The organism is Nocardia sp. NPDC049526 (assembly GCF_044465765.1).
GTDB lineage: Bacteria > Actinomycetota > Actinomycetes > Mycobacteriales > Mycobacteriaceae > Nocardia.
In genome coordinates, this window is the sequence record NZ_JBITMA010000022.1 from 77,283 (window position 1) to 95,872 (window position 18,590).

Below are 18,590 nucleotides of genomic sequence, written 5' to 3' on the forward strand. Positions count from 1 at the left end.
CCCCGCCGCTGGGGAGCGCGGACGCAATCAAGATCAGGTGGCACTGAGGGCGGTCGTCTCTTGCGTTTTGCCGACATGGTTTCCACGTGATCATCTGTCCAGTCGGATGCCCTGGGGGGTTTCCGTGGGGTGGTGCTTCTCGTGGCCGCAGTTAGCAACTCCTGGCTTGGTGCCCGGTGGGTCGTGCTCTTGCCGTGTCCGTGGAGCGCGACCTCAGTCGTCAGGCGCGACCTGGTGGCCCGACAGTCCCGCACTCGATCCCGAATTCGCCCTGGGCGGGAATGGAATCCGCGATTGCGCGGGCGCCTGTGTGGGCCCCAGCTGCGGCGGCGCCGATGACGCCGGACCGCGGTCCTGCCCCGACGACCCGGCGCCCGGCGAATTCGGATTTCCGAACAGCGGTCCGAGCAGTTCGGGGAACGGGATCGGCGGCAGGTTCGGATCCGGGCGCAGTGTCGGCGCGGACGGCGTTGTCCCGACGGGCGACGAGGTGGTCGAGGTGGCCGGTTGGCTGCGGTCCGGGGTGAGCGAGGGGATATTGGCGCCGGAGGGCCGGTTGGTGCTTTCCCGGTTCGGGCCGGTGGTCGACGTGCCCACACCGGTCGGCGGCACCACAGTTACCGGCGCCGTGGGTAGTTGGGCACTGCTGGTGGTGCCCGCGGGGGAGATCTGGTCGTCCCCGGTCGGCGCGAAGGTCTTCACCCCGTAGCCGATGACCAGCCCGACCACCACGATCGCACCCGCCAGCGTGCCGGCGACCTTGGTGAAGGTACCGACCGGCGCATCGGCCGCGCCGACGACCGGGAATACCGACGGCTGCACCGAATCCGCCACCAGCGCGGCGCCTTTGGCGATCACCGCCTCCGGATCGTCGATGGTGTGCACCGGAATGTCCAGCGCGCGTTCGAGGGTGGACAGCACGGCCGGAATATTGGCGCCGCCGCCGATCACGATGACGGCCTGCGGGAACGTGGGCGACCGGGCGAAGACCGCGGCGACGAAAACGGCGGTCTCGCGCAGCAGATCCGAGATCAGTTCCTCGAAGTCGGCCCTGGTCAGCTTGAGCGGCTGCCCGGCGACATGATCGATGGTCACGGCGGGCGCGATCGATAGGTGTTCCTTGGCGGCGCGGCCGCGGTTGGTCAGCATGCCCCTGTTGGGGCGGGTGCCGCGCCGGGCGTAGTGCAGATCCACGAGGTGGTGATAGATCAGCTCATCGATGGCGTTGCCGCTGATCGCCGCGGTGCGTTCGGTGCGCAGGACGGTGGAGTCGGCTTGGCCGGCCACGGTGACGCTGAGACCGGTCGCGCCGAGGTCGACGATGGCGACCGTCTCGTAGCGGTCCACGAGGCCGGTGTGGCGCAAATACGTCAGTGCCGCAGTGCCTTCCGGCACCAGCCGCAGATCGCGCTGTTTGCCGGTGGCCGACCGGATCACCTGCGCCTGCTCTTTACTGCGATAGGCGACCGCGACACTGGTGGGCGGGCGACCGGCGGCGGAATCGACACCGATCGATTTCGCACCGGCGAAGCGCGCGCCGACCGGATGCGCCGGAAAGGCCACGTCATAGGAGAGCTGCGTGGTCGGAAGCTGGGTGGTCATGAGCTCGATCGAGGACGCGACGAGATCGCCGAGATCGGAGTGGGCCGCGTCCGCGGAAACCACTCGATAGTCGAAACTCTGCGCGCCATTGGACGCGGTAGCGACCAGCGCCGAGCACACGACCTCGTTACCGGCCGATATGCCGAGGGATGTTCGCATGTCACCTCCCTTCGAGCGGATGGTCATGGTGTCGCCGACCATCTCGAATGGACAGCCGGACAGCTCGCGTGGATGGCGAGCGATCCGGACGCGGGACCGGGCCGACCCGTTGTCCGGATGGGTCGCTGGGACGGCCGTGGATCACGTGTGGTCTTGCCCTCTGGTGAAGCTTCTTGTTTGAAAACGCTGGTGTTGTGACGCTGATCTTGCTCTTGCGGAGCGGGTATTGCTCTGTGGCACTGGGTGTTTCGTGACGCTTGGTGCTCCCCCCACGGCGCCGGTTCGTGACGAACACGGCGAGCGGAGCACGACCGTCGTCAATACTGTCACAATCCGTTATCCGAACGTTACAGATTTGCCGAAGTCTTGGGAAGCCCTCAGACATCTGGGCGTGGCGTGGCACACGCGTGTCGGAAAAAGACACGCATGGGCGGGGACCAACGATTTTGGCACAGTCCAACCTTGAGCGCTGGCACTCTCATGTATAGAGTGCTAGTCGGCACTGTGTGATGTGCGTGTGCCAGTTCGACTACTGAGCAGGGGTCCCGGCACCCGCGACGACGGGGCTGATGCGAAGGGTCGAGTTCGAGTGACCGTCGGCGACTGCTTGCGGGGCGCTCGATACAAACCGATACCGATGGTCCGGGACAACAGTTCCGGACGACCGTAAATCCCCTGAAAGTGGAGGGCTCAACGTGGCGAGCGTGAACATCAAGCCGCTCGAGGACAAGATCCTCGTCCAGGCCAACGAGGCCGAGACGACGACGGCCTCCGGCCTGGTCATCCCCGACACGGCGAAGGAGAAGCCGCAGGAGGGCACCGTCATCGCCGTCGGCGAAGGACGCGTCACCGACAAGGGTGACCGCATCCCGGTCGACGTCAAGGAAGGCGACGTCGTCATCTACAGCAAGTACGGCGGCACCGAGATCAAGTACCAGGGCGAGGAGTACCTCATCCTGTCGGCGCGCGACATCCTGGCCGTCGTCACCAAGTAGCCGATAGGCACATGCGTTCCGCCCCGGTGTCTTTCGCGACCCGGGGCGGAGTGCGTTCGGCCCAGAACACACAGGAGCTGACAAACACATGGCAAAGCAGATCGAGTTCGACGAGAAGGCTCGTCGTGCTCTCGAGCGCGGCGTCGACAAGCTCGCCGACGCGGTGAAGGTCACCCTCGGGCCGCGTGGTCGCCACGTCGTGCTCGCGAAGGCCTTCGGCGGCCCGACCGTGACCAACGACGGTGTCACCATCGCGCGGGAGATCGACCTCGAGGATCCGTTCGAGAACCTCGGCGCGCAGCTGGTCAAGAGCGTCGCGACCAAGACCAACGATGTCGCCGGTGACGGCACGACCACCGCCACCGTGCTGGCCCAGGCGCTGGTGCGCGCGGGTCTGAAGAACGTTGCGGCGGGCGCGAATCCGATCGTGGTGGGTTCGGGCATCGCCAAGGCCGCCGACGCGGTCTCCGAGGCGCTGCTCGCGCTGGCCACCCCGGTCTCCGGTGAGCAGGCCATCGCGCAGGTCGCCACCGTCTCCTCGCGCGACGAGGAGATCGGCGAAATGGTCGGCAAGGCGCTGACCACCGTCGGCAAGGACGGCGTGGTCACCGTCGAGGAGTCCTCGACGCTGCAGACCGAACTCGTCGTCACCGAGGGCGTCCAGTTCGACAAGGGCTACCTCTCGCCCTACTTCGTCACCGACGCCGACAGCCAGCAGGCCGTCCTCGAGGATGCCTACATCCTGCTGAACCGGGAGAAGATCAGCTCGCTGCCCGATCTGCTCCCGCTGCTGGAGAAGATCGCCGAATCCGGCAAGCCGGTGCTGATCATCGCCGAGGACGTCGAGGGCGAGGCGCTGTCCACTCTGGTGGTCAACTCGATCCGCAAGACCCTCAAGGCCGTTGCGGTGAAGGCCCCGTTCTTCGGTGACCGCCGCAAGGCTTTCCTCGACGACCTCGCCGTCGTCACCGCGGGCACCGTGGTCAACCCGGATCTGGGCATCTCGCTGCGCGAGGCGGGCATCGAGGTGCTCGGCAAGGCGCGTCGCATCGTCGTCACCAAGGACGACACCACGATCATCGACGGTGCAGGCGCCGCCGAGGACATCGCGGCTCGCGGCACGCAGCTGCGGCGCGAGATCGAGGCCACCGATTCCGATTGGGATCGGGAGAAGCTCGAGGAGCGACTGGCCAAGCTGGCCGGCGGCGTCGCGGTGATCAAGGTCGGCGCGGCCACCGAGACCGCGCTCAAGGAGCGCAAGTACCGGGTCGAGGACGCGGTGAGCGCGGCCAAGGCCGCCGTCGACGAGGGCATCGTGCCGGGTGGTGGCACCGCCCTGGTGCATGCCGCCGCCAAGCTCGTCGAACTGCGCGACTCGCTCTCCGGCGACGAGGCCATCGGCGTCGAGGTGGTGCGCACCGCACTGTCGGCGCCGCTGTTCTGGATCGCCACCAATGCCGGCGTGGACGGTTCCGTGGTGGTCAGCAAGGTCGCCGACGGCAAGGAGGGCTTCAATGCCGCCACCCTCGCCTACGGCGATCTACTCACCGACGGTGTCGTGGACCCGGTCAAGGTGACCCGCTCCGCGGTCGTGAACGCGGCGTCGGTGGCCCGGATGATTCTCACCACCGAGAGCGCCGTGGTCGACAAGCCCGCCGAAGAGGAGCACGACCACAGCCACCACGGTCACGCGCACTGAGCGTAGGCCGCACGGCAGAAGGCCCCCGGGACCGCACGTCCCGGGGGCCTTCGTCTTGTGAACAATATGAACGCAATGGCGCGCAACAAGTCGAAAAATATCAATCGCGAGAACTGATTCCGGGTCGGCGAAGTTCTAAGAGGCGACGGGTGGTTGCTCAGCGGCGATGGCGGCGAGCAATCTGGCACGCAGGGCGGCGGGCGGCCGGGCCGCCGTCGCCTCCGCGAGAGTGCCGAGGACTTCCTTCGCCTGCTGGACTTCGGTCATGAATTCCGCGCGTAGTACGGGGTCCTCGCCGTCGAGCACTTCCTGCAACGCATTGTGGTCTTCGTCGTCGATCGATCCGAGCGCGACGGCGTGCGCGAGATCGATCCGGGCTTCGTTCATCTCACGTCACCCCCAAACTTTTCTTCAGTCGTGTCAATCCGTCCCGTATACGGGACTTAACGGTCGGTAACCCTACGCCGAGGAAGTCGGCGACTTCCGCGTAGGTTCGCCCGCCGTAGTAGGCGAGCGAGATGGCTTCCCGCTGAGTCTGTGTCAATGTCCCTAGACCCTGCTGGACGGCCTGCTGCTCGAGCCTGCGCTCTACTTCTTCGGTGACCTCATCGAATTCGTTACCGAGAACCCTTATCCCATAGGCGACTTCGCGCAGGGTATGGGCCTGTTCGGCGCGGACCCGGTCGACCGCCCGCCGATGGGCGAGGGTCATCAACCATGTCACCGCGGAACCTTTGGTCGCGTCGAAACTGGACGCGGTCCGCCAGATCTGGAGATACACCTCCTGGGTGGTCTCCTCCGCGTAGCCGGGGTCGTGCAGGACGCGTAGCACTAGCCCGAACACGCGCGCGCACGTTCGGTCGTACAGCTCGGCGAATGCCTCCTGGTCGGACCGGCCGCAACGTTCGAGAAGTGCGGCGAGCTCGATACTTTCGGCGGCGCGTGCCGTCACCGCAGATTCCACCCGGTTCGACGCAATGGTGGGTGGGATGGCTTCTCTTCGGAACGAGTCGCCCTCTGCGGCCGGCGGCCGCGTTGTCACAACGCTCCATTCTGTGTCATCGGTCACTACCGTAGCGGGCCGCTATCGGACCCCGTGCGGTGGGGTATCAGCGAACCGCGTGCGGATCGGCAACTTCCCTGTAAACCTCGACACGCCAGACGTTTCTGGAGGGGACACGCCGTGACACGCCGCTGGTTTCGCGAAACACCGTATGTACAACCGACTTCGGCTTGTGGCCGTCGCCGGGTGTTTGCTAGGCATTCGGCGCGCCGCGCCAGATGGATGGGAAGAAGTTGGTTTTAAACGGCCATCCGACGACGGTTGCGTCGAGCGTGCATCTCGCGCTCGGTTTCGGACATACCGCCCCAGATGCCGTAGGGCTCGCTGACTTTGAGTGCGTGGCTGCGGCACTGCATGAGCACCGGGCAGGCTCGGCAGATCTCCTTGGCGCGCATCTCGCGTGCGGTGCGGGCGCGGCCGCGTTCGCCGTCCGGATGGAAAAACACCGCGGAGTCCTGGCCTCGGCAGGATCCTCGCATCTGCCAGTCCCAGACGTCCGCGTTCGGTCCGGGGAGGTGGGTCGGCATGGGCATGGTGAACTCCTCGTGGTGCGAGCTCGTCAGCGTTGTCGAGCAGTTGTTCTGCAACAGTTGTGGCCACGGCGCTGGGTCGGCGGCGTGCCATGGGCTCGCCTATTGCGGTCGCTGCAATTTCGCGCGGCGCCGACCGTGGCGATGAGTTACGTTAGGTCCAGCCGCGAAATTCCGTCAATAGTTCGATGCAGCAGTTTTCTAAATCTTAAGCTGCGAAAATTAACCTCGAAGCTGTTTACTTTTTGGACCCATCCGGTAATACTGATCGGTTGGCCAGAGGCGGGTATGTCTTCGCATGGCGTCAGTATTCCGCATTCCCGCAGGTGGGAACGGGTTGGTGGTTGCATCCCCATGTAGTAGCGAGTAGGCCCGGACGTGGGTCCTATCACACCGTCGACGGCCCGCTACGATGTCCGGTCGATCAGAGATGGCAGAAACGGGGCGCTGAGGTTAATTGCGCGAAACGCATGTGAATTCCGGTCACACACGCTATGTGATTGCCGGAAGTACTTTTACTTGATGGAAACATGGCGACGGCGATGAAATGCTCAGTATTAGCCGGAAGTACCTGACGGACGGTTTCTCGCTGCGCGGTCACCCGCGGCGCTCGGGTTAGAGTTCGGCGTGCTCGTGCCTGCTTCCCCTATATATGTCGAGTCCGCCATGCTTGCCGACGCGGCTTTCGGCGCCTGCCCCGGTCGTGCCGCTGCCGAGTTGCCAACCGCCGCGACCCCGCTCGATTCCTGGCAGCGGGCGGTGATTTTCGGTGGTCAGGGTCGCTACGCCGCGGCACGTGAAGAGTTGCGGGTATTGCGCGCACGCACCACAGACCCGGTGCTGCTGTCGCTGGCCGCGAGTACCGAGGGCTCGTTTCTGCGTCAGCTCGGCTGGCATGCCCGTGCCGCCGGATACGACGGTCGGGCCGCCGCGTTGATCCTGCCGACGGGGGATGCGATCGGTCCCGAACGCGTGGACGCGATCTGTGACGCGCTGACCGGTCTCGCGGCCGACGCGCTCGGCACCGGCCGTCTGGCGCTCGCCTCCCGCCTGCTCCGGCGCAGTCATGACGCGATGACCCAGGCGCAGTCGCCGCACGGCTGGCGAACGCTGATCCGGTGGCATTGGGTCTGCGCGGAGACCGCCCTCGCTGCCGGCGCCGCCGACTCCGCCGCACCCCATGCTGCGGCGGCCCTCGCGCTGGCCGAGGACGGACCGTCCGTCCGCCACCGGGTCAAGTCCCGGCTCTTGGTCGCCGCGACAGCCGCGACAGCCGGGGATATCGAGCATGCGCGAACGCTCGCCGATGAGGTCGCCGAGCAGTGCCGTGAGCACGGATTGCTCCCATTGCGTTGGGCCAGTTCGATGTTGCGCTCCGGGGTGTCCACGGGGGCTCGCGCGAGCGCGGCCGCGATCGATGCGCAGGGGTGCGCGCAGACCATCGGCCGTCGTGGCGGGCACTTTCGTCCCATGAGTGATTCCCGAGTCTGATCAAGACACCACCGTGTTGCCCGGATCCGCGGGTTGTATCGCTATTGTTAGACCCGTTCCGCCCCTTCGGCGGAAGCACTGGTCATCACCGCCGGTGCCACTTGTAACGCCAGGAAATTCTCTGACGATGACGAACACGGGCGAAGAGTTGGACCTCGCCGTCGCTGCCGCTGCGCAGGGCGACAGATCCGCTTTAGCCCAGGTACTCGAATTGGTCCGCCCGTTGGTGGTGCGCTATTGCCGCGCGCGGATCGGCGCCGCGGAGCGCGGACAGCTCTCTGCGGACGACGTTGCGCAGGAGGTATGTCTGGCCGTGATGACAGCTCTGCCCCGGTATCAGGACCAGGGCAGGCCCTTCATGGCCTTCGTATACGGAATCGCTTCGCACAAGGTTGCCGACGCTCATCGCAACGCCGCCCGTAACAAGGCGGAGGCAATGGCCGAAGTACCAGATGTCATATCCACCGACCAGGGGCCGGAACAGCGAGCTCTCGAGTCCGAAACGAGCAGGCAGATGAATAGCCTGCTCGCGACGCTTCCGGAGAAGCATCGAGAGATTCTGATCCTGCGTTTGGTCATGGGTTTGTCAGCAGAAGAAACCGCAGTCGCCGTGGGCAGTACGGCGGGTGCGATACGCGTCGCCCAACACCGGGCGCTCGCGAAACTGAAGTCACAAGTGGCGAGGGCAGGTGAAATGTATGGCTAGGGATGGCGAGCGCGGTCGGGGCGACTGGAAGGCGCGACGTGGATCGCGAAATAGCGGTCCCTACGCCGGGAGTGGTGACACCGGTCCGGTGGACATCGCGGCGGTGCGCAGAGACGATGCGCTGATCGATGCCATTGCTAGCAACGGCCCGGTACAGACCGACAGCGCGGAGGAGTTTCAGCTCGCGTCGCTGCTGGCGGACTGGCGAGCGGAGCTGATTTCTCCGCCGTTGCCCGCTGAACCGAACCTCGATGAGATCGTTGCCGCGGTCAATCAGGAGATCGGTGCCCGGCAGGTCCGGATCGGTGCGCAGTCCGGTGGGCGACTACGGCTTATCCGTCCGATTCTCGGGACGGCTGCCGCGTTGGCACTGGTCATCGGTGGTCTTTCGGCGTTCTCCTATGGCGCCGCTCCGGGTGATCCGCTCTGGCGGGTCAAGGAAGTCGTGTTCAGCGAACAGGCGCAGTCGACCGTCGTGCAGCGCGCCGACAGCGATCTGGCCAACGCGAAAACGATGCTCGCTCAGGACAATCCGGAGCAGGCAAGGGCCAAGCTGGAGGGCGCCAAGGCGAATGCCGAGCTGATCGACGATCCGGTCAAGCGAGACAAGCGAATCAACGAATTCAACCTCTTGCTCGCGGAGTTGAACAAGATCGCTCCGGAGATCGGGAAGTCGCTCGCGGCGAGCACGACACCGACGACGACACCCAACCCGGCGGCAACCGATGGCACCAACTCGTCGACCACCAAGCCTTCCGGCGACGCTGGTTCTACCTCCTCGGTGGTGCCGCCGGTCGATACGAAGGTGCCGACGACGGAACCGAACACACCGGGCAAGTCGACACCGCCGACAACCGCGCCGCCGGTGAGTACTCCCGCTCCCGAACAGCCCACGCAGCCCAGTCATCCGACTCAGGCACCGCCGACCACCGTGGGAACCCAGCCCACGGGGGTCGTGCCGAGCGTGGATTCCGGCCCGCCCGCGCAACCTCCGACTCAACAGCAGCCGCCGACCTTCGTGGTTCCCACCGGTTTGCCGTCTTTGCCGGGGTTGCCCGGATCGGGGCCGGCCACTTAATCGGAGTCGATACTCCGACAGCGCTTTGGTTCGTGAAAAGCGCTCGATCCAGCAGAAGCGCTGTGGCGGATGCATATCCGCCACTTCCGCGCGTGCGTGGGTGCGCGGACATTCGAATTATTTGTGCATGAACCGATCGCCGACCGGCGGTCGGCTTTGTCTGTCAGCTATTTCACATCGCGCCCGCGCGTCAGCGCGCTGGGGGAGCGCGCGATGTCAGCTGTCGAACCCGTCGAATCCGTCGCCGTGAAAGGCCTCGTTCATCGAGGCATCCGCGTATCCCCGGCAGTAATCCCAGGTGACATACGCTTCCGGCATCGGGTCGTAGGCGGGCTCGTGCGGGCGCACTGTGCCGTCGACCAGCAGCTGAAGCAGGTTGGCGCGCAGCATATCCCAGTCGTGGTAGTGATCTTGTCTGCAGTCTTCGCAGCTGACCACGAGTCCTCGGATGCCACGGTGCGCTAGTAGTGCCTCATACACCGCAAGGTCGGCGAGATCCTCCTCGACCGCAAGGCGCTCGTGGGGATCCAGCGGTTCACCGGGCTCGATGGCATCGAGCGCGGCGGACGGGTCGGAGGGGTCTCCGGCGAACGGATCCGGCGGCAAGCCAGGTGGTAGATGGTCACGCACACCCCCACGGTACGCAGAACAGGGTGCTCTTCGCCAGCTATGTGGCGCGCCAGTTTCGGTGGTGGGCTCAGTTCATCGGCGTGTTTGCGGGACAGATACCATGGGTGACAGGCAGCGGCCAGTATCCGACAGCGCTGGCGGAGCCGCCACCGTCCATCCCATCAGCTTCCACGACGCCGGCCACTCCGGCGTTCGTTGCTTTCGACGTCCAGGAGGGGTCGATCCGAATGAGTAATCCCGTATCGGGCGAACGAATCGCGGTCCGCCCTCCTACGGGTGGTGACGATCCGAACAAGATCGCCATGCTCGGCCTCACGTTCGACGATGTGCTGTTGCTACCGGCCGCTTCGGATCTCATCCCGAGCTCGGTGGAAACCTCCAGCCAGCTGACCCGCGAGATCCGGTTGCGCACCCCGCTCTGCAGTTCCGCCATGGACACCGTGACCGAGGCGCGGATGGCCATCTCCATGGCGCGCGCAGGCGGCATGGGTGTGTTGCACCGCAATCTGGCCGCCGCCGATCAGGCCGCGCAGGTCGAGACCGTCAAGCGGTCCGAGGCGGGCATGGTCACCGACCCGGTGACCTGTCGCCCCACCGACACCCTCGCCGAGGTCGACGCGATGTGCGCCCGCTTCCGCATTTCCGGCCTGCCGGTGGTGGATGAGACCGGCGCGCTTGTGGGCATTATCACCAACCGCGATATGCGCTTCGAGGTGGATCAGAACCGGCGGGTCGCCGATGTGATGACCAAGGCGCCGTTGATCACCGCGCAGGAGGGCGTCACCGCCGAAGCCGCGCTCGGTCTGCTGCGGCGCCACAAGATCGAGAAGCTGCCGATCGTCGACGGTAACGGCCGCCTGCGCGGACTCATCACTGTCAAGGACTTCGTCAAGACCGATCAGTACCCGAATGCCACCAAGGACCGTGACGGCCGTCTGCTCGTCGGCGCCGCGATCGGTGTCGGCGAGGACTCCTGGTCGCGCGCCATGACTTTGGCCGATGCCGGGGTGGATGTGCTCATCGTCGATACCGCGCACGGCCATCAGGCCGGTGTGCTGCAGATGGTGACCAAGGTCAAGGCCGAGGTCGGCGATCGCATCCAGATCGTCGGCGGCAATGTGGCCACCAGGGCCGGTGCGGCCGCGCTGGTCGAGGCGGGCGCGGATGCGGTGAAGGTCGGTGTCGGTCCCGGCTCCATCTGCACCACCCGCGTGGTCGCCGGTGTCGGCGCGCCGCAGATCACCGCGATCCTCGAGGCCGTCGCCGCGTGCAAGCCGTACGGCGTTCCGGTGATCGCCGACGGTGGCATCCAGTTCTCCGGTGATATCGCCAAGGCCATCGCGGCAGGCGCGTCCACCGTGATGCTCGGCTCGTTGCTGGCCGGTACCGCCGAGTCGCCGGGTGAGCTGATCCTGGTGGGCGGCAAGCAGTTCAAGAGCTACCGCGGCATGGGTTCGCTCGGCGCCATGCAGGGCCGCGGCCAGGCCAAGTCCTACTCCAAGGACCGCTACTTCCAGGACGACGTGCTCGCCGAGGACAAGCTGGTGCCCGAGGGCATCGAGGGCCGGGTGCCGTTCCGCGGACCGGTCAACCAGGTGATCCATCAGCTCGTCGGCGGGCTGCGGGCGGCCATGGGCTACACCGGGTCGCAGTCCATCGCCGATCTGCAGGAGGCGCAGTTCGTGCAGATCACCGCGGCGGGGCTCAAGGAGAGCCACCCGCACGACATCACGATGACCGTCGAGGCGCCCAATTACACTGGTCGCGGCTAGCCTGCTTGACGGGTTGTGTACTGGACGGAATGGTCCGTGCATGATTGACCGTGTTCGCGGTCATCGAGTGACACAGCCGAGGGCCTCGCGAGGCGGAGGGCACAGGATCACGAGTCCTGACCCGACGCTCCCGGACGTAGTCGCGTGTTCGCGATCGACCGCTCACTGCACGACTACGAGCATTCGTAGCGCGCTGGATTCGTCTGGCGCACCGCAGCGGCCGTGATCGACGCTCGAGGCGACCCCAACGGAGCGAGTCTTACGAGCGAGGAGTTCGCGGCCCGTCTCGCGTCCGAGTCGTCGAAGCGCATGCGCCGCAGGCGCGAGTCTCGACGACTCGGACGCGAGACACCAGGGGGCCGCGAACACGCCGCGCCGAAGGCGCGATCAAAGATAGAGCCGCGCCCGCGCGGCCGAATTTAAGGAGAACAAGCGTGCGCGACATGGTCGAGATCGGCATGGGTCGGACCGCCCGGCGTACCTATGAACTGGACGATGTCGATATCGTCCCGTCGCGGCGGACTCGTTCGTCGAAGCAGGTATCGCTGGCGTGGCAGTTGGACGCCTACCGATTCGAGATCCCGTTCCTGGCGCACCCGACCGATGCGCTGGTCTCGCCGGCGTTCGCCATCGAACTCGGCAGGCTCGGCGGACTCGGCGTCATCAACGGCGAGGGGCTGTGGGCCCGGCACGCCGATGTCGCCGCGAAGATCGACCAGCTGCTCGAACTCGTCGCCAAGGGTGGCTATGAGCGTGCCGTCGGACTGCTGCAGGAACTGCATGCCGCGCCGATGCAGCCGGATCTGCTGGCCGCCGCGGTCGCGCAGGTGCGCGCCGCCGGTGTGACGGTGGCGGTGCGGGTGAGCCCGCAGAACGCCCGCGCGCTGACCCCGGCGCTGCTGCAGGCCGGTATCGACCTACTCGTGGTGCACGGCACCATCATCTCCGCCGAACACGTCGGCGACGGTGAGCCGTTGAACCTCAAGACCTTCATCGCCGAACTGGATGTGCCGGTGGTGGCCGGTGGCGTGAGCGATCACAAGACCGCGCTGCACCTGATGCGCACCGGCGCCGCGGGCGTCATCGTCGGCTACGGTTCCTACCCCGGCGCGACGACTACCGGCGAGGTGCTCGGCATCGGGGTGCCGATGGCAACCGCCATCGCCGATGCCGCCGCCGCGCGCCGCGACTACCTGGACGAGACCGGCGGACGCTATGTGCACGTGATCGCCGACGGTGATATCGCCACCTCGGGTCAGTTGGCCAAGGCCATCGCCTGTGGCGCCGATGCCGCCATGCTCGGTGTACCGCTGGCGCTGGCTGCCGAGGCGCCTGGTCGCGGCTGGTACTGGCCGTCCTCGGCCGCGCATCCGTCGGTGCCGCGCGGTTCGCTGCTGCACGTGGAGGATCCGTGGGATCTGGGCGGCGAGCTGTCCGGTGACATCGGCGAAACGGTGCGCCCGAGTCTGGAGCGGGTGCTGTACGGCCCCTCCGACGATCCGTTCGGCTCGCTGAATCTCGTTGGCGGCCTGCGTCGCTCGATGGCCAAGGCAGGCTACTCCGACCTCAAGGAATTCCAGCGCGTCGGCCTCAGCGTCCGCGCCTGACCCCTCGGCCCGCCGGGCGTAGTCGAATGGTGGTCGTCGAGACACTTGGGAGCCGCCATTCGGCTACCGTCGGCGCTCGGGTGGGTCAGCGGATATGGGTGGGGACTGTGCGGTCGCGGAGGAACTGTTGGATGGCGTGGTTGACGGGGTCGGGGTGGGTCATGGTGACGGCGAGGCGTGCGCCGGCGATCTCGACGAAGGTCGATGCGGTGAGACCGGTGGCCAGCTGCTGGGCGCGCTCGCGGGCGATGCCGCTGTCGGTGGCGTGAATCACCAAGGCGGGGCAGGTGATTTCGGATAAGCGGTCCGATACCGAATCGCGGCCGAGCAGACAGCCCGCGGCGACCTCGATGCCGTTGCGGTCGCGGACCAGCCAGCGTTTGGTCCAGATCGCCCGGTACCACTCGTCATCGCCGATCAGCCAATACGCGAGCTGTTCGACGGCCTCCTGCCGGGAGCCGTCGTCGTACCACGCGTCCAGAAATTTCTGGGTCGCGGTGGATTGTTCGGGCGTCGGGCCGTGCGCCTCGGTGCTGATCAGGATCAGCGCGGAAACCCGCTCGGGTGCGATGAGCGCGGTGCGTAGCGCGGTGAATCCCCCTTGCGCGGTGCCGCCGAACACAGCGCGTTCGGCGCCGAGGTGATCGAGCACGGTGAGGGCGTCGCGTGCGGCGGTCCAGTAGGTGAACGGTAGCCCCTGGTCCCTGGTGCGGCCGTGTCCGCGCGCATCCCAGGACACGATCCGGAATTCCGGTGCGAGCGCGGCCATCTGGGATGCGAACATCGTTCGGTCCATGAAGAATTCGTGCGCTAGTAAGACCACCGGACCGTCGCCGCCACTGTCCTCGTAGTGGATGTCGGCGTCTATCGCGCGGGCGAAGGGCACGGCATGAGGATAACCAGCAGTGCGGGGGCGCGCGGGACGATTTCCGCCGCTGACATCAAAGCCTCGCCGGCGCTCGGCTCCGATGCCGGCGATGCTGCTGTGCCGATGGTTCGCTCGCTGCGCTCCCTGCCGGCTCCTCCTCGCTGGCGCTCGGCTCCGCCGTCAGGGAGAACCCTGCTGTGCCGATGGTTCGCTCGCTGCGCTCCCTCACTAAACTGTTCGAGTGGCAGAAACTCAGAGACCGGTCCTAGTCGTCGACTTCGGCGCACAGTACGCCCAGCTGATCGCCCGGCGGGTCCGTGAATCGAGTGTGTATTCGGAGGTGATTCCGCACAGCACCACGGTGGACGAGATCGCCGAGAAGCAGCCGCTCGCGGTGATTCTGTCCGGCGGACCGTCCAGCGTGTACGCCGAGGGGGCACCGCAGTTGGACGCGCGGCTGTTCGATCTCGGCATTCCGGTCTTCGGCATCTGCTACGGCTTCCAGGCCATGGCGCAGGCGCTCGGCGGCACCGTCGCGCATACCGGCACCCGCGAATACGGCCGCACGGACCTCAATATCGATGGCGGTCTGCTGCACGGCGGCCTGCCGACCAAACAGCCGGTGTGGATGAGCCACGGCGATGCGGTCACCGACGCGCCCGAGGGCTTCGAGGTGACCGGCACCAGCGCGGGCGCTCCGGTTGCCGCATTCGAGAATCGGGCCCGCAAGCTGGCCGGTGTGCAGTACCACCCGGAGGTGCTGCACTCGCCGCACGGTCAGCAGGTGCTCAGCCGCTTCCTGCACGAGCTCGCCGGCATCCCCGCCACCTGGACCCCGGCCAATATCGCCGAATCATTGATCACTTCGGTGCGCGAGCAGATCGGCGACGGCCATGCGATCTGCGGGCTGTCCGGCGGTGTGGACAGTGCGGTCGCCGCCGCGCTGGTGCAGCGTGCCATCGGCGACCGGTTGACCTGTGTGTTCGTCGACCATGGCCTGTTGCGGGCGGGCGAGCGTGAGCAGGTGCAGCAGGACTTCGTCGCCGCGACCGGTGCCAAGCTGGTGACCGTCGACGCGGTGGACAAGTTCCTCGGTGAGCTGAAGGGCGTCACCGATCCGGAGGAGAAGCGCAAGATCATCGGCCGGGAGTTCATCCGATCGTTCGAGGATGCGGTCTCCGAGGTCGTCGTCGAACAGAGCGGCGGCGCCGAGCCCGAGGTCGAGTTCCTGGTGCAGGGCACGCTCTACCCGGACGTCGTCGAATCCGGTGGCGGCAGCGGCACCGCGAATATCAAGAGCCACCACAATGTCGGCGGTCTGCCCGACGATCTGGAGTTCGACCTCGTCGAGCCGCTGCGGTTGCTGTTCAAGGACGAGGTGCGCGCGGTCGGCCGCGAACTCGGGCTGCCCGAGGAAATCGTTGCCCGCCAGCCGTTCCCGGGACCCGGTCTGGCCATCCGCATTGTCGGCGAGGTCACCGCGGACCGTCTGGAGACGCTGCGGCAGGCCGATGCCATCGCACGCGAGGAGTTGACCGCCGCCGGACTCGATCGCCAGATCTGGCAGTGCCCGGTGGTGCTGCTCGCGGAAGTGCGCAGCGTCGGCGTGCAGGGCGACGGCCGCACCTACGGCCATCCGATCGTGCTCCGCCCGGTCTCCAGTGAGGACGCGATGACCGCCGACTGGACCCGGCTGCCCTATGACGTACTCGAGCGCATTTCCACCCGCATCACCAATGAGGTGGCCGAGGTCAACCGGGTTGTCCTCGATGTGACGAGCAAGCCGCCGGGCACCATCGAATGGGAGTGACCCCGCAATCGGGGCTGATTTGCCGGATTTCGGGAGTACCGTCAGCCGGATAGACCAGTTCCCAGGGGGTCCGGATGGCAGCGAAGAAGCCGCTCTGCACCTTCCACGCGGTCGTCGAGGCACCGTGTGGGGTGGTTGCCGCGCTGCTCACCACGGTGAGCGTCGGCCCGGTCGGTCCGGACAACGCCTTCTTCCTCGTCGACGGGCCCGATCCCGGAATGCGGTTGCGCGGCGGCCCGAATGAATTCCGGGCCGCGATCGCCGGGGATCCCAATGGGATTCGGGTCGAGGTGGATCGGGCGCAGGCGATGTTCGCGGTCGAGGGGCAGCGGTGGTTTCGCGCCGAATGTCGAGTGTTGCCGCATCCGAAGGGTGCTCGGGTCATCCAGCAGATGTTCAACGTCGCGACCAGTGCGCGGTGGATGGTGCCGATGATCGCGCGGGGTGTCGAGGGCAAGCAGCGGGTGAGTATGCAGCGGCTACTCGACCGGATCAGTGAGCATTTGGGCTGCCCGGCTTATTTGGAGTAGTGGTCTCGGGATTCGTTGTGGGCGGCGGTGTGCGGCCGAGGACGAGTTGCCCGAGTAATAAGCCGCCGCCGAGGTAACTGCGGCTCGGTGTCAGCGGCATGAAGCGGCCGATCGGGATTCCCGTATGGTCGGTCGGGTCGTCATGGATGTCGAACTGTTCCATGGGCATTGGCGTTCTGCTCCTCCGAAAAGAAAATGGCCCGTCCGGGGACGGGCCATTCGGGTGATCAGCGGGGTCTGCGCGGGGAAATGACCAGCAGGATGCCGACCACGATGGCGGCGATCACGACGACCCAGCCGAGTGAGGCCACACCGGTGGCGGTCATGGTGGCCGGGCCGATGAAGGCCCAGATGCTCACACCGAGGGCGAGCAGTCCGACGATCAGCAGGGAGACGGACGGTCCCCGCTTGGTGACGTTGTCATCGGTGGGGTCAGCCACGGTGCACCTCCGCATTGCCGGTCCGGACATGGACTTTCAGGTCGAGCACCGGTGCGCCGTCGGCATGCGGGCCGGTAATGCCGGTGGGGCAGTCGACATCTCCCAGATTGACGGTGCAATCGGTGCGCACCGCCATGCCCTCGGGCAGCAGGATCTTGGCATCGCCGAGCCCGACCGCGACCTCGACTGCCCGGCTCTCGGTCAGCTTCAGTGACCGCAGATCCAATGTGCCTGTCCCCACCGTCAACTCGTACTTCGGGGCCAGGTCGGTCATCGAGGTCGGCGCCCAGGTGCGATCGCCGACGGTGGCGCTGTCGAATTCGATCGGGCCGAGCATCGAGGCCAGCACCACGAATCCGGCGAGCGGTGCGGTCAACACCAGCAGGCCGAAGCCGCGACGGAGGAATGCGCCGATCACCAGACCTGATCCGATCACCGCCAGCGCCACCGCGGCGATGCGGCCGGGTGTCATCCACTCGACGCCGGAGGCGGCCAGCGCACCCGCACCCGCGGCGGCGAGGATGGCCAAGCCGAGCACCACCGGGGTGAGCCGGGAGCGGGGGCGCTTGGGCGGGGGCGCGACGATGGTGCGGGTCGGGGTGGGTTCGGGGAGATCCCAGGCGAGTGGGGCGACGCCGAGCGGGTCCCAGGAGGGTGGGGTCGGGCCGGCGGGGTGCACGGGTGTCGCGGCCGTTGTGCGGGATGGGGGAGTGCTTGTGCGCGAAGTGGATTCGGTTCCGTTGCCGGGCGTTGTGGTTTCGATGGGGGGCGGCGTGGTTCCCCCATGGTCCTTGTCGAGCAGGACGGTTTCGGCATCTTCCTTACGCAGCAGGACGGTGTCGGGATCGGCTGGCGTAGCGCCCGCATCGATCGGCGTGCCGCCCTTTTCGGTCAGTTCGGTTTCAGCGTTGCCATTTTCGGCATCCGGCAATAGAACCGTGTCCGGATCTGCCTGCTGCGCGGGGATATTCGGTGCTGCCTGTGCGGGAGCGTCCGGAACATATGCGTCCGGCAACTTCGTGTACGGGGTGTACATCGGCGGCACATCGGGTGCGTAGAAGTCGCCGGGCATCGTGCGCGGGGGGAATACGGCACCGGGGTAGCCGGTCGGGGTGAGACCGCCGTCGAAGGCGCCCAGCGAACTGGTGCCGGGCGGCGGCTGCGGGTTTCGCATATGCAGCATCCACCAACCGGCCAGCATCAGCGACATGCTGATCATGCCCGAGCCGGCCAGTCCGACGCCGACCGGCCCGACCGTGCTGACCGCGATGGCGAGTGCCACGATCAAAACGATGGTCTTGGTCTGCGACTGCGAGCTGCGCCCCTTGCCGAACAGCGACTCGGCCGCCGAGGACTGATCACCCGCCTCGCTGAACAGCAGCCAGGCGAGCAGGTAGAGCACAATGCCCGCCCCGCCGAAGATTGTCGACACCACGAGCGCGACCCGCACGAGCACCGGATCGATCCCGTAGCGCTGCCCGAACCCGGCCGCGACGCCCGCGATCGGACCTTGCCGCGGCAACCGGACGGGCCGCGACTGCCACATCTGGTGAATCTGATCGCCGAAGCTCGTTTTCGTCATGGTTTCCATGGTCGTGCTGACCAGCACT

Annotated in this window: 17 protein-coding genes; 9 read left to right on the forward strand and 8 right to left on the reverse strand. The window is 66.6% G+C overall.

What is annotated here, in order from left to right:
* Window positions 1-213: 213 nt before the first annotated feature.
* On the reverse strand, window positions 214-1,761 hold the full coding sequence (locus tag ACIBW7_RS40090) for an Hsp70 family protein (protein WP_397055849.1): 1,548 nt from the start codon (window positions 1,759-1,761) through the stop codon (window positions 214-216).
* 695 nt (window positions 1,762-2,456) lie between these two features.
* On the opposite strand from ACIBW7_RS40090, the gene groES reads away from it, so the two are divergent.
* Window positions 2,457-2,756, forward strand: coding sequence for a co-chaperone GroES (groES, locus tag ACIBW7_RS40095; protein ID WP_040686722.1), 300 nt, complete (start codon window positions 2,457-2,459; stop codon window positions 2,754-2,756).
* Between the two features lie 88 nt (window positions 2,757-2,844).
* Complete coding sequence (gene groL, locus ACIBW7_RS40100; protein WP_397055851.1) at window positions 2,845-4,455, forward strand: chaperonin GroEL; 1,611 nt, start codon at window positions 2,845-2,847, stop codon at window positions 4,453-4,455.
* Window positions 4,456-4,590: 135 nt separating this feature from the next.
* On the opposite strand, the gene ACIBW7_RS40105 is transcribed toward groL, so the two are convergent.
* From ACIBW7_RS40105 to ACIBW7_RS40115, 3 genes are all read right to left on the reverse strand, one after another.
* Window positions 4,591-4,842 (reverse strand): hypothetical protein, encoded by a 252-nt coding sequence (locus ACIBW7_RS40105; RefSeq protein ID WP_397055853.1) that lies wholly within the window; start codon window positions 4,840-4,842, stop codon window positions 4,591-4,593.
* Between the two features lies 1 nt (window position 4,843).
* Window positions 4,844-5,419: a sigma-70 family RNA polymerase sigma factor gene (locus tag ACIBW7_RS40110; protein WP_040686725.1), complete on the reverse strand. Its 576-nt coding sequence runs from the start codon at window positions 5,417-5,419 to the stop codon at window positions 4,844-4,846.
* Window positions 5,420-5,757: 338 nt separating this feature from the next.
* A complete protein-coding gene (locus tag ACIBW7_RS40115) occupies window positions 5,758-6,051 on the reverse strand; it encodes a WhiB family transcriptional regulator (RefSeq protein WP_014981828.1) in 294 nt (97 codons plus the stop codon).
* Between the two features lie 630 nt (window positions 6,052-6,681).
* Between ACIBW7_RS40115 and ACIBW7_RS40120 the strand changes: the two genes are divergently transcribed.
* The 3 genes from ACIBW7_RS40120 to ACIBW7_RS40130 all read left to right on the forward strand — a co-directional run bounded on the left by ACIBW7_RS40120 (window position 6,682) and on the right by ACIBW7_RS40130 (window position 9,323).
* The gene (locus ACIBW7_RS40120; RefSeq protein ID WP_397055855.1) at window positions 6,682-7,539 is read left to right on the forward strand and encodes a hypothetical protein; all 858 of its coding nucleotides are present in this window, start codon (window positions 6,682-6,684) and stop codon (window positions 7,537-7,539) included.
* A gap of 127 nt (window positions 7,540-7,666) precedes the next feature.
* Window positions 7,667-8,245 (forward strand): sigma-70 family RNA polymerase sigma factor, encoded by a 579-nt coding sequence (locus ACIBW7_RS40125; RefSeq protein ID WP_040686727.1) that lies wholly within the window; start codon window positions 7,667-7,669, stop codon window positions 8,243-8,245.
* Window positions 8,238-9,323, forward strand: coding sequence for an anti-sigma-D factor RsdA (locus ACIBW7_RS40130; RefSeq protein ID WP_397055857.1), 1,086 nt, complete (start codon window positions 8,238-8,240; stop codon window positions 9,321-9,323). The genes ACIBW7_RS40125 and ACIBW7_RS40130 overlap by 8 nt, the downstream gene beginning before the upstream one ends.
* A gap of 216 nt (window positions 9,324-9,539) precedes the next feature.
* Here ACIBW7_RS40130 and ACIBW7_RS40135 read toward each other — a convergent pair whose 3' ends face one another.
* Window positions 9,540-9,953 (reverse strand): DUF5319 domain-containing protein, encoded by a 414-nt coding sequence (locus tag ACIBW7_RS40135; RefSeq protein WP_040686729.1) that lies wholly within the window; start codon window positions 9,951-9,953, stop codon window positions 9,540-9,542.
* Window positions 9,954-10,180: 227 nt separating this feature from the next.
* Here ACIBW7_RS40135 and guaB point away from each other — a divergent pair, with 227 nt between their 5' ends.
* Window positions 10,181-11,725 (forward strand): IMP dehydrogenase, encoded by a 1,545-nt coding sequence (gene guaB, locus ACIBW7_RS40140; protein WP_397055859.1) that lies wholly within the window; start codon window positions 10,181-10,183, stop codon window positions 11,723-11,725.
* Window positions 11,726-12,159: 434 nt separating this feature from the next.
* A complete protein-coding gene (locus ACIBW7_RS40145; protein WP_397055861.1) occupies window positions 12,160-13,332 on the forward strand; it encodes a GuaB3 family IMP dehydrogenase-related protein in 1,173 nt (390 codons plus the stop codon).
* A gap of 85 nt (window positions 13,333-13,417) precedes the next feature.
* Here the strand turns inward: ACIBW7_RS40145 and ACIBW7_RS40150 are convergent, their stop codons facing one another.
* Window positions 13,418-14,218 carry an alpha/beta fold hydrolase gene (locus tag ACIBW7_RS40150; RefSeq protein WP_397055863.1) on the reverse strand — a complete coding sequence of 267 codons (801 nt, stop codon included), beginning with the start codon at window positions 14,216-14,218 and terminating at the stop codon, window positions 13,418-13,420.
* A gap of 223 nt (window positions 14,219-14,441) precedes the next feature.
* Between ACIBW7_RS40150 and guaA the strand changes: the two genes are divergently transcribed.
* Window positions 14,442-16,010: a glutamine-hydrolyzing GMP synthase gene (guaA, locus tag ACIBW7_RS40155; RefSeq protein WP_397055865.1), complete on the forward strand. Its 1,569-nt coding sequence runs from the start codon at window positions 14,442-14,444 to the stop codon at window positions 16,008-16,010.
* 74 nt (window positions 16,011-16,084) lie between these two features.
* Window positions 16,085-16,540: a hypothetical protein gene (locus tag ACIBW7_RS40160; RefSeq protein WP_397055867.1), complete on the forward strand. Its 456-nt coding sequence runs from the start codon at window positions 16,085-16,087 to the stop codon at window positions 16,538-16,540.
* Window positions 16,541-16,767: 227 nt separating this feature from the next.
* Here the strand turns inward: ACIBW7_RS40160 and ACIBW7_RS40165 are convergent, their stop codons facing one another.
* Both ACIBW7_RS40165 and ACIBW7_RS40170 read right to left on the reverse strand, forming a co-directional pair.
* Complete coding sequence (locus tag ACIBW7_RS40165) at window positions 16,768-16,980, reverse strand: hypothetical protein (RefSeq protein WP_397055869.1); 213 nt, start codon at window positions 16,978-16,980, stop codon at window positions 16,768-16,770.
* Window positions 16,973-18,571: a PspC domain-containing protein gene (locus ACIBW7_RS40170; protein WP_397055899.1), complete on the reverse strand. Its 1,599-nt coding sequence runs from the start codon at window positions 18,569-18,571 to the stop codon at window positions 16,973-16,975. Before ACIBW7_RS40170 ends, ACIBW7_RS40165 begins: the two co-directional genes overlap by 8 nt.
* Window positions 18,572-18,590: the final 19 nt, after the last annotated feature.

Excerpts from the sequence above, each read along its gene's own strand:
- ACIBW7_RS40105 (WP_397055853.1), bottom strand. The coding sequence starts at position 4,842 with ATGAACGAAGCCCGGATCGATCTCGCGCACGCCGTCGCGCTCGGATCG.
- ACIBW7_RS40125 (WP_040686727.1), top strand. The coding sequence starts at position 7,667 with ATGACGAACACGGGCGAAGAGTTGGACCTCGCCGTCGCTGCCGCTGCG.
- ACIBW7_RS40170 (WP_397055899.1), bottom strand. The coding sequence starts at position 18,571 with ATGGAAACCATGACGAAAACGAGCTTCGGCGATCAGATTCACCAGATG.
- ACIBW7_RS40130 (WP_397055857.1), top strand. The coding sequence starts at position 8,238 with ATGGCTAGGGATGGCGAGCGCGGTCGGGGCGACTGGAAGGCGCGACGT.
- ACIBW7_RS40090 (WP_397055849.1), bottom strand. The coding sequence starts at position 1,761 with ATGCGAACATCCCTCGGCATATCGGCCGGTAACGAGGTCGTGTGCTCG.
- groL (WP_397055851.1), top strand. The coding sequence starts at position 2,845 with ATGGCAAAGCAGATCGAGTTCGACGAGAAGGCTCGTCGTGCTCTCGAG.
- ACIBW7_RS40160 (WP_397055867.1), top strand. The coding sequence starts at position 16,085 with ATGGCAGCGAAGAAGCCGCTCTGCACCTTCCACGCGGTCGTCGAGGCA.
- ACIBW7_RS40115 (WP_014981828.1), bottom strand. The coding sequence starts at position 6,051 with ATGCCCATGCCGACCCACCTCCCCGGACCGAACGCGGACGTCTGGGAC.
- guaB (WP_397055859.1), top strand. The coding sequence starts at position 10,181 with ATGAGTAATCCCGTATCGGGCGAACGAATCGCGGTCCGCCCTCCTACG.